This is a genomic window from Aliarcobacter cryaerophilus ATCC 43158 (assembly GCF_003660105.1).
Taxonomy (GTDB): Bacteria; Campylobacterota; Campylobacteria; order Campylobacterales; family Arcobacteraceae; genus Aliarcobacter; species Aliarcobacter cryaerophilus.
In genome coordinates, this window is record NZ_CP032823.1 from 1,288,177 (window position 1) to 1,304,096 (window position 15,920).

At 27.1% G+C, this 15,920-nt stretch carries 19 protein-coding genes; 1 reads left to right on the forward strand and 18 read right to left on the reverse strand.

Translation table 11 applies throughout. The features are described from left to right. From ACRYA_RS06440 to ACRYA_RS06465, 6 genes are all read right to left on the reverse strand, one after another. Nucleotides 1-876, reverse strand: a complete 876-nt coding sequence (locus ACRYA_RS06440; protein ID WP_105918167.1) for a Jag N-terminal domain-containing protein — start codon at nucleotides 874-876, stop codon at nucleotides 1-3. Between the two features lie 10 nt (nucleotides 877-886). After that, the gene (yidC, locus tag ACRYA_RS06445) at nucleotides 887-2,470 is read right to left on the reverse strand and encodes a membrane protein insertase YidC (protein ID WP_105918166.1); all 1,584 of its coding nucleotides are present in this window, start codon (nucleotides 2,468-2,470) and stop codon (nucleotides 887-889) included. Nucleotide 2,471: 1 nt separating this feature from the next. Continuing rightward, nucleotides 2,472-2,798: a membrane protein insertion efficiency factor YidD gene (yidD, locus tag ACRYA_RS06450; protein ID WP_105918165.1), complete on the reverse strand. Its 327-nt coding sequence runs from the start codon at nucleotides 2,796-2,798 to the stop codon at nucleotides 2,472-2,474. Next, nucleotides 2,795-3,130 (reverse strand): ribonuclease P protein component, encoded by a 336-nt coding sequence (gene rnpA, locus ACRYA_RS06455; RefSeq protein ID WP_105918164.1) that lies wholly within the window; start codon nucleotides 3,128-3,130, stop codon nucleotides 2,795-2,797. The genes yidD and rnpA overlap by 4 nt, the downstream gene beginning before the upstream one ends. Beyond that, complete coding sequence (gene rpmH / locus ACRYA_RS06460; protein ID WP_024775877.1) at nucleotides 3,118-3,252, reverse strand: 50S ribosomal protein L34; 135 nt, start codon at nucleotides 3,250-3,252, stop codon at nucleotides 3,118-3,120. The genes rnpA and rpmH overlap by 13 nt, the downstream gene beginning before the upstream one ends. 76 nt (nucleotides 3,253-3,328) lie before the next feature. Beyond that, entirely contained in the window at nucleotides 3,329-5,908 is a 2,580-nt protein-coding gene (locus ACRYA_RS06465; protein ID WP_105918163.1) for an ATP-dependent Clp protease ATP-binding subunit, read from the reverse strand. Nucleotides 5,909-6,028: 120 nt separating this feature from the next. Between ACRYA_RS06465 and rnhB the strand changes: the two genes are divergently transcribed. Continuing rightward, nucleotides 6,029-6,607: a ribonuclease HII gene (rnhB, locus tag ACRYA_RS06470; RefSeq protein ID WP_105918162.1), complete on the forward strand. Its 579-nt coding sequence runs from the start codon at nucleotides 6,029-6,031 to the stop codon at nucleotides 6,605-6,607. 29 nt (nucleotides 6,608-6,636) lie between these two features. Here rnhB and ACRYA_RS06475 read toward each other — a convergent pair whose 3' ends face one another. From ACRYA_RS06475 to ACRYA_RS06530, 12 genes are all read right to left on the reverse strand, one after another. Beyond that, on the reverse strand, nucleotides 6,637-7,329 hold the full coding sequence (locus tag ACRYA_RS06475; protein WP_105918161.1) for a hypothetical protein: 693 nt from the start codon (nucleotides 7,327-7,329) through the stop codon (nucleotides 6,637-6,639). A 79-nt stretch (nucleotides 7,330-7,408) separates the two neighbouring features. Further along, nucleotides 7,409-7,975 (reverse strand): hypothetical protein, encoded by a 567-nt coding sequence (locus ACRYA_RS06480; protein ID WP_105918160.1) that lies wholly within the window; start codon nucleotides 7,973-7,975, stop codon nucleotides 7,409-7,411. Nucleotides 7,976-8,062: 87 nt separating this feature from the next. Then, complete coding sequence (locus ACRYA_RS06485; protein WP_105918159.1) at nucleotides 8,063-8,275, reverse strand: hypothetical protein; 213 nt, start codon at nucleotides 8,273-8,275, stop codon at nucleotides 8,063-8,065. Next, nucleotides 8,272-8,727, reverse strand: coding sequence for a tetratricopeptide repeat protein (locus ACRYA_RS06490; protein ID WP_105918158.1), 456 nt, complete (start codon nucleotides 8,725-8,727; stop codon nucleotides 8,272-8,274). The genes ACRYA_RS06485 and ACRYA_RS06490 overlap by 4 nt, the downstream gene beginning before the upstream one ends. Before the next feature lie 45 nt (nucleotides 8,728-8,772). Beyond that, a complete protein-coding gene (locus tag ACRYA_RS06495; RefSeq protein ID WP_105918157.1) occupies nucleotides 8,773-9,402 on the reverse strand; it encodes a hypothetical protein in 630 nt (209 codons plus the stop codon). Beyond that, nucleotides 9,395-9,793 (reverse strand): hypothetical protein, encoded by a 399-nt coding sequence (locus ACRYA_RS06500; protein ID WP_133160991.1) that lies wholly within the window; start codon nucleotides 9,791-9,793, stop codon nucleotides 9,395-9,397. The genes ACRYA_RS06495 and ACRYA_RS06500 overlap by 8 nt, the downstream gene beginning before the upstream one ends. Continuing rightward, nucleotides 9,771-9,950: a hypothetical protein gene (locus ACRYA_RS06505; protein ID WP_105918155.1), complete on the reverse strand. Its 180-nt coding sequence runs from the start codon at nucleotides 9,948-9,950 to the stop codon at nucleotides 9,771-9,773. The genes ACRYA_RS06500 and ACRYA_RS06505 overlap by 23 nt, the downstream gene beginning before the upstream one ends. 8 nt (nucleotides 9,951-9,958) lie before the next feature. Continuing rightward, a complete protein-coding gene (locus tag ACRYA_RS06510) occupies nucleotides 9,959-10,273 on the reverse strand; it encodes a hypothetical protein (protein WP_105918154.1) in 315 nt (104 codons plus the stop codon). Next, the gene (locus tag ACRYA_RS06515) at nucleotides 10,270-12,594 is read right to left on the reverse strand and encodes a hemagglutinin repeat-containing protein (protein WP_228199731.1); all 2,325 of its coding nucleotides are present in this window, start codon (nucleotides 12,592-12,594) and stop codon (nucleotides 10,270-10,272) included. Before ACRYA_RS06515 ends, ACRYA_RS06510 begins: the two co-directional genes overlap by 4 nt. An 81-nt stretch (nucleotides 12,595-12,675) precedes the next feature. Further along, nucleotides 12,676-13,200, reverse strand: a complete 525-nt coding sequence (locus ACRYA_RS06520; RefSeq protein ID WP_105918150.1) for a hypothetical protein — start codon at nucleotides 13,198-13,200, stop codon at nucleotides 12,676-12,678. Continuing rightward, complete coding sequence (locus ACRYA_RS06525; RefSeq protein WP_105918151.1) at nucleotides 13,200-15,074, reverse strand: hemagglutinin repeat-containing protein; 1,875 nt, start codon at nucleotides 15,072-15,074, stop codon at nucleotides 13,200-13,202. The genes ACRYA_RS06520 and ACRYA_RS06525 overlap by 1 nt, the downstream gene beginning before the upstream one ends. 60 nt (nucleotides 15,075-15,134) lie before the next feature. Beyond that, complete coding sequence (locus ACRYA_RS06530) at nucleotides 15,135-15,908, reverse strand: hypothetical protein (RefSeq protein ID WP_105918152.1); 774 nt, start codon at nucleotides 15,906-15,908, stop codon at nucleotides 15,135-15,137. Nucleotides 15,909-15,920 lie beyond the last annotated feature (12 nt).

Here is a 15,920-nt window from a genome sequence, read left to right on the forward strand (position 1 = left end):
TTAATCTTCTTTTTGTTTGTACTCATTTACAAGTACATATTTTTCACCTTTTATATTTGTTTTAACAGCAACATATTTCAAAGGAAACTCTTCTCTTAATCTTTTAAGAGCAATATGTACTAAAATACCATCAAGAGGCTTTGTTTTAAAGCTTCCTTTCTCTTTGATTATCTCAATTACAGGCTCTAGGTATAGACAAATAGCAGCTTCTTGATTTTTTAAAAATTCAGCAACTTCAAGACGAAGCATCAATCCAAATTTATCATTTATCCAGTTAAATAAGATATATGATAAAGCCTTGTATCTATAGCCCTCTTTTCCAATAAGTAGTGCAGAATCTTCTCCCAAAAATTCAATAAAAATTGTCTCATCATCATAAAAACTAACTTTTATATCTTCTAATCTAAAACAAGATTTATCAAACAAAAGATTTAAACCATTTTTTATCTCTGATATTATTTCATCTTTCGATTTTTTAATTATAATTTTTGAAATATCATTTGATTTTTCTTCATGATAAAACTTATCAAAAATCTTCTCTTTTGATTCAACTTTTGGAACATTACAAGAAACTTCTTCAGTTTCTAAAGTTTTCTTGCAATCTTTTTCAACACTATTCTTTTTAGAACTTTCCAATCTTGAGCTAACATCTTCTATATTTACACTCTTATTTCTATAAGATTTCAAAGAATCATTATTATCTACTTTATCTGTTTTACAAACAGCACATATTATCGCTCGTTTTTTTCCAAAACCTAAAAAACCACTACTTGGTTGCTGAAATACTTCAATTGAAAGCTCTGTAATTGAGCATCCAAACTCTAAAGTTGCCATTTCGTAGGCTTTTTCTAAACTATCTGCTTCAAACTTTTTCATAACTTCCTACTTAATTAGTATTTGCGACTCTTTTTTTCTCAAATATTCTATTAATAGTATATTGTTGAGCTATAGTAAATAAGTTATTTACAAACCAATATAGAGTAAGTCCAGCTGGGAACCACAAGAAGAAGAATGTAAACACTATTGGTAATAGTTGGAAAATCTTCTTTTGCATCTCATCTTGCATTGTATTTGGTGTAATTTTTTGTTGAATATACATCGTTGCACCCATTAAAATTGGTAATACAAAATATGGATCCATTTCAGCTAAATCATGTATCCAAAAAATCCATTCAGCACCTTTTAACTCAATTGCATTAATTAAAACTCTATAAATAGCAAAGAAAACTGGAATTTGTAAAATTAATGGTAAACATCCACCCATTGGGTTTGCACCATGTTTTTTATACAATTCCATCATTGCCATTGATTGTTTTTGCTTATCACCTTTATATTTATTTTGGATATCTTTCATTTTTGGTGCTAAATCTTTTAATTTCTGCATACTCATCATACCTTTATATGATAAAGGATAAAGCACAAGTTTAATTAAAATAGTTAAAACAACAATAGTCCAACCCCAGTTTCCAATATATCCTTGTAAAAATTGAAGAAGAACAAACATTGGTTTTGCAATAAATGTAAACCAACCATAATCTATTACATCAATTAATTGAGGATTTAAAGCTTCCAAATCTTTATGATTTTTTGGTCCCATAAATCCACTAAAATTTGTACTAGTTCCTGCTTGAATAAATGCTTGAGCATCATTATTTGCATCAGGCATAAGAGTAACTGCTAATGATTTCTCAAAATTATAAATAACAGTTGCATAATATCTATCAAAATTTGATATAAATTTAACACCTACTAAATCTTTATTGCTTTTTAAATCACCATCTTCTATCGTATCTAAAGTTCCATCATTTAGCTTTGCAATAAATCCATGAACAGCATACATATCAGCCAAAACATTTGGTCTAAATCCGTTTGTAATAAAGAACTGCTCATTGTTTGTAGAACTAACAGCTAAATCATAGTGTCCATCTGGATAAAATGTAAACTTTTTTGTCAAAGTTGTACCACTTAGAGTTTGAGTTAAAGTTAGCTCTTGATTATTTGTTGTAGCATTGATAGTAGAAGAACTAGCTATTACATCTACCTTAAAAGCTTCATCATTTAAAACTCTATTTGAAAATCTAACTTCCAATGGTCTTAACTGATTATCAGCAAAAAGTTTAATTCGATTATTTTTATCATCTTTATACTTTTCTTCAAGTAAAGTAACTTGATATATACGACCTAGATTGTCAATTTCTATAATATTTTTCTCTGTTTTAATTGTAGCAACAATATTTTTACTCTCATTAACTACTGGTGCTAAAGAGTTTGTATTATTATTTATTTGCTCTTTTATCTCTGGAGCAGAATTTGCTTTTTGCTCTTGCTCTATTTTTTGTTGTTCCATCTTCTCAATCTGTTTTGGCTTTAAAACCAAAAATTCATAAGCTATAAAAAATACAAAAACCAATACGGTCATTATTATCATTCGTTTTTGTAAACCACTGTTTTGATTATTACTACTATTCATCCTACTTCTTCCACTCCCTGTTTTTTACTACTAAAAATTTTCCATTTTTTAAAGGCACATACCAATATACTATTTTAATTTTATTATATTTGATATTTTGATTTTTTTTTAACCTATTTATTACTGGATAGTCAAAACCACCATCAAAAAGTTGGTTACACTTTAAAATGCGTATTATTGTATAAAAAATAGCCTTAAAAAAACTATTATTATCAAGTTGCCAAAGTGCATATTGTGAACATGTTGGATAGTATCTACACGAACCATATGATAAAACTGTTAAATATTTTTGATAAAACTTTATAAAAAGTTTTGAGATAGCTTTCATTTAAGAACTTCTAGCCTTTTGAAAGCAAAATTAAAATCTCTTTTTAAATCTTGGAAATTCTTATCGTGTATGAGATTTTTAGCTACAAAAATATAGCTTCCTTCTTTTAGTCTATCTTCATAATCCAAAATACAAGCTCTTAATCTTCTTTTTGCCTTTGCTCTAAAAACTGCATTTCCAATCTTTTTTGAAGCAACGAAAGCCAATTTTAGATCATTTTTTGGCATAAAAAAAGCGACAAAAGTCGGCGTATGCCAACTTTTACCGCTTTTGTAAAGTTTGTTGAACTCTTTTTGGCTATTAAGCCTAAAGTCCTTACTTAAACAGCTAATCTTTTTCTACCTTTAGCTCTTCTTGCATTAATTACTCTTCTACCATTTTTCGTAGCCATTCTTACTCTAAACCCGTGAGTTCTTTTCTTAGGAGTGTTATGTGGTTGATATGTTCTTTTCATCTTACTCTTACCCTTTTATATTTTTCAAAATTAAGTTGTGGATTATAGGCAAATTTTACTTAAACTATTCTTTTCTTTAAGATACACTTACAACAATCTCATCTCTTTTAATATCAAACTCAACATTACTTCCCTCACCAATACTATCCTCAAGTATTAAATCAGCAAGCTTATCTTCAACTATCTCATAAATAGCTCTTTTAAGGGGTCTAGCTCCATAAATAGGATCAAAACCAATCTTTGCAATATACTCTTTTGCTTCGTTTGTTAAAGATATTTTTATACCTTTTTCTTCAACTTTTTTCTTAATATTGTTAAATAAAATATCTACAATATTTGTAATTGCTTGAAGTCCTAATTGTTCAAAAATTACAATATCATCAAGTCTATTTAAAAATTCTGGTCTAAAATGAGATTTTAATTCATCTAAAACAGCTTTTCGTCTTTCTTCTTTATCACTTATTTCAATAATTCTTGAACTTCCAATATTTGAAGTTAAAATTATAATTGTATTTTTAAAATCAACCGTAACACCTTTGTTATCTGTTAATCTTCCATCATCAAGAACTTGTAAAAGTATATTAAATACATCTGGATGTGCTTTTTCAACCTCATCAAATAATATTACACTATAAGGTTTTCTTCTTACAGCTTCTGTTAATTGTCCACCTTCTTCGTATCCAACATATCCAGGAGCTGCTCCAACAAGTCTTGAAACAGCATGTTTTTCCATATATTCACTCATATCAAATCTAATAAGTGACTTTGCATCATCAAACAAAAATTTTGCTAAAGTTTTAGCACTTTCAGTTTTTCCAACTCCTGTTGGTCCTAAAAATAAGAAACTTCCTATTGGTCGTGAAGTTTCACTTAAACCTGCTTTATTTCTTTTAATTGCTCTGCTAATTGCTTTTATTGCTTCATCTTGCCCTATTACATCTTGCTTTAAAACCTCTTCTACTTTTAAAACCTTTTGTTTTTCACTATCCATCATCTTATTTACAGGAATTCCAGTCCATTTTGAAACTATAGAAGCAATACTCTCTTCATCTACACTATTTCTTAATAGTGTTCCCTCTTTTTGCATTCTATCCCATTTTTCACTATTTTCTTTAATTTTTGCTTCAAGTGCAGGTATCTCACCATACTCTATTTTTGCAGCTTCTTCAAATTTTGACTCTCGTTTAGCTATATTTGCTTTCGTTTTTAGTTCATCAATTTTTATTTTTAATTCACTTGTAGCATTAAAAGTTTGCTTCTCATTATCAAATCTAGCTTCTAAATTTTGTTTTTCCTCTTTTTTATTTGCTAACTCTTTTTCTATCTCTTTTATTCTATCTTCATTTTTTTGGCTTTTTTCCATTTTTAAAGCCTCTTTTTCTACATTTAAAGTTTGAATCTCTCTTTTAATATTTGATAGTGCAGTTGGTTCACTCTCTATTTGCATTTTAAGCTCTGCTGCTGCTTCATCTATTAAATCTATTGCTTTATCTGGTAAAAATCTATCTGTTATATATCTATTTGAAAGTTTTGCAGCAGCAACTAATGCACTATCATTTATAGTAACATTATGATGAGTTTCAAGCTTCTCTTTTATACCTCTTAAAATATGTAAAGCTTCATTTACACTCGGTTCATCTACTTTTATAGGCTGAAATCTTCTTTGCATTGCTGTATCTTTTTCAAAATATTTTCTATACTCTTTTAGCGTTGTTGCACCAATTGTATGAAGCTCTCCTCTAGCCAAACTTGGTTTTAAAATATTTGCAGCATCCATACTTCCTTCGCTTGCACCTGCTCCAATAATAGTATGAATCTCATCAATAAATAAAATTATATTTCCAGCTTGTTTAACTTCATCTATTACAGATTTTAATCTATCTTCAAACTCTCCTCTATATTTTGCTCCTGCAATTAAAGCACCCATATCAAGAGTTACAACTCTTTTATTTAATAAACTGGTAGGTACATCTTTATTTACAATTCTTTGAGCTAAACCTTCTGCAATAGCAGTTTTTCCAGTTCCTGGCTCTCCTATTAAAATAGGATTGTTTTTTGTTTTTCGAATTAAGATTTGCATCATTCTGTTTATTTGCTCATCTCTTCCAATAACAGGATCAAGCTCTCCATCTATTGCTTTTTTATTTAAATCTATTCCATACTTATTTAAAGCTTCAAGATTATCATCTCCACTTTGGCTATCTATTTGTTTTCCCGCTCTTAAGGCTTCTAGCTCTTTTTTTGCCTCTTTTAAATCTATATATTTACCTAAAATATCTTTTAATACTTTATTATCAAAGTTTGAAATAAGCCAAGTATCAATAGCTATAAACTTATCTCCATTACTTGCCATTTGTCCTTGTGCTTTTTGGAAACTCTCATAAAGCTCTCGTGAAAGTTTTATACTCTCTTTTGTAACGCTACTTACACTTGGAAGTTTACTTGCATTTGATTTTGCTTCAAGCTCAATTGCAGCTTTATTTACATTCATTTTATTTAATAATTGGTTTAAAACTGAATTAGTATTTGTAAGCAATGCCCAAATCAAGTGAACTATTTGCACCTCTTGATTTTTATTGTGTAAAGCTAAAGCTACGCTACTATCTATTGTTTCTCTTAGTTGATTTGTCATTTTTTCAAAAATATTGTCGTTCATATTAGCACTCCTATTGTTTAATTGCTAATGTTATTATATAACTTTAGTCAAGTCTTGTCAAGTTTTATATAAAATATATTTTCTATTATAATACTTTTCTAAAAAAAATCAAAGGTTTTTATGAAAAATTTATGCGGAATTGATGAAGCAGGTCGTGGTCCACTTGCTGGTCCAATAGTAGTTGCTGGTGTTATTTTGGAAAAAGATATTTTAGGGCTAAATGATTCAAAAGTTTTGAGTGAAAAAAAAAGAGAAAAACTTTTTGATGAAATAAAAGAGAAATCAAAATATCATATAGTTTTCAAAAGTGCAAAAGAGATAGATGATTTTGGTATTAGTTTTTGTATTAAATCTTCAATTTTAGAAATAATGCAACAATTACAAAAATTTAGTAATAATTTTTTAATGGATGGAAATACAAATTTTGGTATAGAAAATCTTAAAAAAGAGATAAAAGCAGATGCAAAATATGCTCAAGTTAGTGCTGCTTCAATTTTAGCAAAAGTTAGTCGAGATAGATTTATGAATGAAATTTCAAGTAAATATCCAAATTATAACTTTCAAAAACATAAAGGATATGGAACAAAAGCACATATTGAAATTATAAGAGAGTTTGGAAGAAGTGATATTCATAGATTTAGTTTTAAATTAAAAGCTTTGGGTGAAACAGAGTTTATATTTCAAGAAACTCTGTTTTAATTATTTACTATATTTAATTTATTCTAAAATTACTTATTAGGAAAAGAGATAACTTCTTCTAAATGTTTGATTACTTCCTTATAAAATTTTTCGACATTTTTATCTAAATTCTTATTAAAAAAATAATCACTTGAAAATTGACCCGTTGGAAAACTATTAAAATATTTATCTGAACCAAATTTATTTTTATATATTATTCTGTCTTCATTTAATTTTGATATAGTATTTAAGATATTTACATCTTCTTCTTTATCCCAATTTGTTGATACATCTTCGACATCATATAAAAAAACATCTGTCCATATTGTGTACATTTCGCAAGTTTTATTATTTTCAAGATGATATCCTGTAATCTTTATAAATAATACTTTTTTTATAGGTTCATTTATATTTCTAATTTTTATATTTCTGTCTTGGAATAATTCTTGAAATTTAGATATATTATTTGTAATATCATATAAATAAACATCACTCTCTTTTTTACAAGATTCAACAGGCTTAAAAGTCATAATAGGTGCTATTGGAAAAGCAGCACTACCTGTAAACATAATAGATGTTGATGATCTAAAAACATCACCATTAATCTGTTCAACGATAATAGATACCTCATCTAAAACTTTATAACTACTTTTTTTAGAAATATTATTAATTTTATTAGAACATCCAATAAGCATGAAAATTGGAATTATACTAATAAATGTTATTTTAAATAATTTAAACATTTTTTCCTCTTATGTGATTTTATAATTAAAATATATTTTACTTTTCAGTTCCCAAAAAAATCTTGAGAATGAAAGAAATCTATTTTCCTACTTCTGCTATCTCTTTTACAATCAAATCTGAAATTAAGTTTATATCTCTTGGCTCATCTTCTGCTTTCCACTTAAAAAATCCAATTTGAGTATTTATTGAAATCTCTTCAAAATATGAATATTTTGTTGTAGCTTTCCCTAATCCATAAGTTACTAAAAGCCTGTTATTTTGGTCAAAAATATCTAATGAATAATCAAAATAAGGTTTATTCAAAGCATTACCACCATAATTGTATCTTCTTTCATAGTTCATATTTACTTTTACTTTATAGCTATTTTCAACACTACCTAATAAATTCTTATCTTTTAATTTTTGATTTATAAATTTAACAAAAGAGTCTTTTAACTCATCTTCATTTTTAAAAGTAGTGTTATTTATATTTCTTCCGTGTCCATGAATTAGCGTTAAATTAAACTCTTCTATCACAAATTTTGCTTCACCTTTTTTTATTGGTGTTGGTTCAACTTTATAGTTGTAAATAGAACCACAACCTACAAAAAATGTCACTAAAAAAGCAACAACTACATAATTTAAAATTTTTCCTATACTGCTCATGTTTTTCCTTTTTGTTTTATTTTAAATAATTTTTTATTTTTTAAATTATCGAAACTTTACTCATTTTTATCTTTTAAAAATAAAAAATTACTTTTTGTGTAATGATTTTGTCCATTCTTCAGCCAACTTTATTGCTTCTTTTTTTTGTGAGATAGTTATTATTGAATCTAAATCATCAAGTCTTGCTCTAATAGACCACTTTAAGTTCATATTCTTTGAAAATTGTGTATTATATCTTGCTATATCTAGATATTTATAAGCTTGAACTATATCTTTTGGCACACCATCTAATCCACTCATATACGAAATACCAAGATTGTATAAAGCTCTAATAGACCCTTAGTTGCCGCTACTTCGTAAATTTCAATTGCCTTTAATCTATCTTGCTTTATACCTAAACCTAAATCATACATATATCCAAGGTTATTAATAGCATCAAAATATCCTATATCTGAAGCTTTTTGATAATATCCAAATGCTTTATTATAATCTTTATTTACTCCTAAAAGACCATTTAGATATACATTCCCTAATTCATTTATAGCTTCTTCATTACCACTTGAAGCATCTTCTTCGAGCCACTTTAGTGCATTTTGGTAATCATCAGTTTTTTGATAAATAAGAACCAGTTTAGCCATAGAAAGTTTGTCGCCTTGTTCTGCTTTTTCTTTTAATTCATTTAGACTCGTGTTTTTTGAATAACAACCACTTATTATAAACAAAATAGTTATTATTAATAAAATATTTTTCATGTTTTTCCTTTTCTATTATAAATAAAATTCTCCCCCTATTTTAGTTTATGGGAAGTTTACAACTCTCTCTAAATCTTCAATTACTATATTAAAAAATTTTGTTACATCTTCTTTTGTTGTTTGATTAAATTTGTAAGAAAAATAATTATAGTCAGTAACTGGGAAACTGTTAAAATTTTCATCTGAAAAATATCTATTAGTATAAATTATATTATCATCTTTTAATAAATCTATTTCATTTATAATATCTTCATAAGTTTTTGAGCTCCAATTTTTAGATACATTTTCAACATCATATAAAAAAACTTCTGTATAAATTTCATTTGGTTTACAAAAACTACTAAATGTATTTTTATATACCATTGGCTTTATAACTATTAATCTCTTTACAGATTTTCCTAAGTTTACTACTTCTATATTTTTATTTTTCAATATTTGACTAAATTTAACAGTATCAGTAAGTTGATTAAGCCATAATTTACTTATAATAGAACATTTATCATTTGTAACATTTCTATGATTATATATAATTTCAATATTTTTACTAATTCCAACAACTGATACTTCATCTAAAATTCTATATTTATCGTTAATAGAAGTATTATCTATCTTTTTATAACAAGCACTAAAAAACAATACTACTAAAAACAAATTCACAATAATTCTTTTATTCATTTTTATCCTTTCTTTTATATCCGATATTTGGACTTTTCTTATCTAAATCTCTACAAGATTTACATACTCCATTTTTTATTTCACTTGATTTTACAACCTTATTACAATTCAAACAAGTTTTTTGGCTATCAAGATAATTATTCCATTTCTCTTTTAAATATAAATCTAAACCTCCTGTTATTTTAAAGGGCTTTAATTTATGATATACATAAAATAAAGGAAAGATGCCAAGAGAAATAAGGTCTCTTTCTACAAATGTTAATTCTAAGCCATAATATTTAAATGTACCAAGAAATGAAAATATAATAAGCCCTATTCCAGCAAAAAATGAGAGATAAGCTAAAAAATATTTTATATATATTTCATACTTACCTCTTTGGACTAAAGTCATTAAATACATCATTATATTTTATATCATCAGGAGTTACTCCATACTTCATTAATTTTTCACCATTTACAGAACTTGAGCTTCCACCTACATTTAAGTTTAAAGAAGCATTTAAACTTTGAACAATAAAAAAGATAAATAAGAAAATACTATTTTTCATTTATTTTCTTAAATCTGAAACCCATAAGCTTGTTGTTCTTTACAAAATTCTTTTCCAGAAATTATAATCCAACCTATAACCTTTTCAGGTTTATCATCTCGGTTAGTCAGGTGACCAAAGATACATCTTGGGTCATCACCTTTAAATTTATAAATATATTTATCTTCACTGTAAATCTCTCTAAACTTCTTATTTGCATTTGGAGTATATGACTTTCCTATATTCCAATTATTATTATTTTCAAATACTTCATAAGTTGCAGGTCCTGCATAACAACCATTCAGTCCTACTAAAGTTAATATTATAAGTATAATATTTTTCATTTATTATCCTTTGCATTATTTATGGCTTCTTGTTTTTTATCTTTATTTTCATTTAAGAAATATCTAACATCTTGGATATATTGATAGTTATCTTGTATGAATGTCCCTGCTGCAAATGGAGCAGCTGGTATTAAGAGTACTCCACTTCCTAATGTTCCATTTATAAAATCATTTTTTATTATACTTGTTTGTCCACCAATATTTTGATAATTCCAACTAGATAGAGCATCGTGTGGTCCCGCGAAATTCTCTAATACATATCCAAAAAATCCTGTTTTATCAATCTTAACTCCAAACAGTGTTCTATCTCCAAATACATATCCTCCTGTTGGTCCTTCGATTGGTCTAAAATAAAATTGTCCATCTTCTTTAACTACTAATTCTGGAAAAGCTCCTGCTAACTCATTATTTCCAAGTATACTTTTATTTCCTGTAAGATTTGTACGATTTATCCCTATTGCATTTTCATCATTTTTCCCTGGGTAGTCATAGTTTGTTTCTTGATATTTTCTCATCTGTAATGCTCCATCACTTACTACTGATATTATTGCTCCTGTTACAAAGCCATCTTTAAACTCTCCACCTCTTATTTCTGAGCTTATCCCTTGTCCTATTCCATTTATACTTGCATTTTTTACATAATCAGATACTGCCATATTTTCTTTTAAAGCATTTGTTCCTAATGTACTATTTGCATAAGATAAAATTCCAGTAGTTACTGCACTTGTTACTACTTTCTCTAAATCTAATTGTGGTTTATTCCCTGTTATTGCTGATGTTACCAAAGATGTTGTTGCTTGTGTTGTTACTGCTTGAATAGTTGCTTGTATTGCTGTTTGAACTGCTAGTTGTGTTGCTGTTGCACTAGCTCCTGCAGCTGCTGCTCCTGATAAAGAACCTGCAATACCTGCTCCTGCACCTGCTGTAAAGTATGTTACTATAACTGTAATTATCAATGCTCCTAATCCACTTAGAGTTGTTGTTTTATCATGCCACTCTTTAGAGTTTGCTATTTGTTTTACTAGGTTTATTTGTTCAACTGTAAGATTTCCTTGGCTTGAAAGAGTTTTTATTAGGTTATCAGTTTCTAGTTGATCTGTTATATCTTTTTTATTAAAGATTAGTTTATCATTTACTTCTATTGTACTTGGTATTACAACTTCTTCTATCTTACCTTTATTCTCAATAGTTGCTGTTAGTATTCCACCTTTTATAGAGAACTCATTTTCATAAAGGCTCTCTTTAGAGGAAATCATATTTAATATCTCTGTTGTTATTTCCATTGAGTTTGCTTTTAGTTTAGAGGCTTCTACATTTATTGTTTTTGCATCTAGTATCATATTATTTGCAGATATTTCAGAGCTTTTTATTTTTAGGTTATCTTTTTCTAGTTTATACTCATTTTTTATCATTCCACCAAAAGATGATTTACTTCTTTCGTGCAGTTCCCCTTCTCTATACTCCTTTGCTATTATATTTACATCACCATCTTTTGCATTTACGATAATATTATCTTGAGCTTTTAGCTTAGATGCCTCTAAATTTACATTATTAGAAGCATTTATTACTATATCATTTGCATTTAGTTCACTAGAGTTTACACTCTCTTTATAGACCATATCTCTTTGTGTTTTTTTACTCATAAACCCTTTTGTAGTTGTTTGTGTATCTCTATAATATTCACTATTTAAAGCTAGAATATTTACATCATTTTGGGCATTTAGATTTATTTGGTTATTTGCATTTAGTTTAGAGGCTTCTAGGTTTATATTATTACCACTTTGCATTAAAATATTATTTGCATTTATATCTGATGTTTGGTATTGCACATCTTTTGCTTTATCAAATCCACCTTTAAAGTAAACATTATATCCTTGCTCTAGTTTTATTGCATTTAGGTTTATATCTCCACTTTGAGTTTGAAGAAGCAGACTATCTTTTGCACTTAAGTTTGCTCCTATATTTGTTATATCATTCTTTGCTTGGATTACTAAGTTTCCATTTGTTGCTTCTATAGAGCTTGTTTTTCCTAGGTTTGTATATGTAAAATCATTTATTCCAAATTTTAGATTATTCGTATTTGAGTATGTTTCATTTATCACACTTCCATTTATTGAAGCTATTTGGACATCACTACCTTTTATACTTCCTCCATTTTTATTTACAAAGTCATCATTTGAGATTAAAGTTGCTTTTCCTTTTGAAAGTAATACTCCTGCATTATTTGTAATACTATTTGCACTTATATTCATATTTTCGTTTGTTTTTATAAATGTTAGTTTTAACAATATTTTTTTATTTAATATTGGGTTTATGCTCAAGTTTTATTACCTTTTATTTTCTACTTTCGTCTGCATTCCCAATGTGGACATTGGGAACGAGGGAATTTTTATTGCCTTTTACTATTCTTCACTCAATGGCTTATCTAAAATAGATTGCTTTACATAAATATCTATTTTTTCATAAATATTTGGATAAAGCTTACACCAAGCATTTTCATAACATTGTTTAACAGCTAAAATTTCCTCATCACTATTTATAGCCTCAGGTTTATTTCTATAAGAATCAATATGTTTTACAAAACTATCATTTATTTTATTATAGTAAAACAAATTATCATCATCTTGATAGTTAAATCTTTTACCATTATGTTTTATTGTCCAAATATCTTTTTTAGGAATTTCTATATCACTTTTTCCATCTTCTGTTGTTTGATAATATTTAATTATAAACTTATATTTTATTTTATCTGCACTTGCCCCATAAAATGCCGTTCCTTTTGGAATATCTTCCTTATTATATTCTGGATTAAAATACCATCGTTCAGTGATAGTTCCTCCCGCAATAATTTTTTTTGCTCCCATAAAATTAGCACCCAAACAACCATTTAAGAGAAATAAACTAATAAAAATTAATAAATATTTCATTATTTAACTCCTTTTTCTTTGGCTTCTTTTGAAGCACCATAGTTCTCTGTTCCATGACCTGGCTTATTCCAAGTACTAGAATCAAATATATTTATTGGATTTGCTACATAGTCTCCATCATTTTTATTGGCTTTAGTTTTAAAAATTACACTTATATCCTTATCACTCATTGGAGCTCCATAACTTTTATATGTATGGTTATTATCTTTAGAACTTAAAGCTCCTTGTTTTGCTATAAGATGAGCTTGTGAATGCATATATACATTTAAATCTGTATTATTATTTAGATACTCTTGCACTTGCTTACTAATTCCAGTTTGTATTCCTATACTATCTCCCCATTTATCAACTCCTGCTTCTATTAAATCTCCTAATATTCCTCTTGTAGGATTATAAGGGTTTACATATGTTTTATCTTCTCCTATTATATTTTTTCCACCTTGCATTGCATCAGGTTCAGAGTTAAGTATTCCATTTAGATATACATCTTTACTATTTGTATCTCCTTGTAATTTATGTAAATTATCATCTACACCAAACCAAATAGGTATATTCCCTAAAATCCCACCATTATTTTCATTTGAAGGAATTATTCCTAGAGTTAGATATTTTGTTAAAGCATTCCAAACTTCACCAGCTGTTGCTTCTATAGGATTATCGCTCTCTGCATTTGGTAATGTTTTTCCAATAATAGCCATATTTTTACCCATTTCTTCATACTCTTGTTTTATCTGCTCTCTACCTTCAACAGTAAGTAATCTTGTATCCAATGTTGCATCTACAGATGTTCCTGTTGAGCTTGAATACAACTCTTTATTTATTTTACTTGTATCAGTATTTAATCTCTCTAAATCGTCTGAGTTCTCTTTATCTTTTATATTAATATTCCCTTGTCCCAATGTTGCTAGGGTTTTACTTGCATTTACACTTAGAGAATTTGAAGCATTATATCCTACACTTGAAATTCCTTTTTGCACATCTTGGTTTTTATCATTTTTACTACCTAGATTAAAGTTTGCACTTGCTCCTAAAGATTTATTAGATGAGTAATTTGAGTTTGATAAGTTTCCAAATGTCAATGTATTTGTAGTAAAGTTTAGGTTATTATTATCTATAAAGTTTCCATTCTCATCATAATTCCCACTTGCAAGAAGTGAACCTTTTAGGTGTGTATTATTTCCTACATTTACATTTACTTTATCACCTATTATTGAGCTTAGGACTGTTTGTTTACTTTGACTTACTCCATTACTCATAGAGAATCCACCATTTACAGAACTTGAGCCTCCACCTACATTTACATTAAACCCTTTATGGCTACTTGAGGATTCATCTCTTAAAGATTCTAATACTAGGTTATTTCCTACATTTAGGTTTAATGTATCATTTGCTTTTAGATTTGCTCCTTGGAATATTGCATCATTTTTTACATTTACATACATATTATTTGATTGTAGGTTTGAGTTATTATTTACAAAGCTATCATTTGAAGAGTCACTTTTTCCAAATCCTAATCCAGCAGTTCCTCCACCTCCACCATACATTGTATAAGAGATACTTCCATTTAAACTTTTACTATCATTTGAAGAAGTAAACATATCTTGTGAAGCTTTTACATTTAAGTTATTTGTATTTACATACAGATTTTCATCTGCTATCACATTTGAGCCTATTACATTTGTATTTGTACTTAATTTCTCATCTGTATTTATAATGATATTTTTTGCTACTATATTTGAAGCATTTGAGGTTTGGTTTGAGTTTGAGGTATTTGATTTGTTAGAATAATGAAACCCATTTATTAAATTACCAAATACCAAAGTATTTGATAATAAAAATATTATGATTATTGGTTTATATAGATTTTTAATCAAATTACTTTAGCCTTTTAGTTATTACTTTAATCTAAATTATCTACAAATAAATAAAATAATTTATTTACTTTTAGCTTTTTTTAATAATTGAAGTTTATTATAAAAATAACTATTTTTATATTTAAAATTCTTTTCATAGATAGTTAAAATATCTTCAATTTCTATATCTTTAAATTTATTTTGTTCTATTAAAATATTTCTAAATTTTTCTTTTCTTTTTAACCAATTCTTATTTGAACTGTAATCATCATATATTATTAGTGGTATAAGTATAATTGTAATAATTGTAATAAACCCAGAAATAATAATAATCCACTCTTTAATATATGAATAATCTACTATATTTAAATCCCTATTATTTGGTGTACTAAAACTTATTTCTGGTATTTCATTTCCTTCAAATATAAATCTAGCTAGATAATATTTATCATCTCCTGTTTGCTTAAAGACTTTAATATTTACCTTATACACCCTATCATTTACTTTTTCAATTTCTGAAATACCTACACTTGATGGTAAATTTGAAGGATTAAAAAACTCTTTATTTATAATATTTGGAATATCTTTTTTAAATTCAAAAAATATCTCAACATTTTCAATCTCTCTATTTGTTCTATTAAAAAATCCAACTTGATACATACTAATCTGTTCTATCTTATTATCTTTATAAAATAAAGTAAAATCTTTTAAAATATCACTAGATATATTTAGATATTGCTCTTTTTTACTATCTTTATATTCTAATTCATTATTATTGAATTTATCACTTATATATAAAGAAAGTATCATTGAAATTATCGATATAATCACACCTGTTATTATTTTCTTAAGCATAGTCATTTCTCC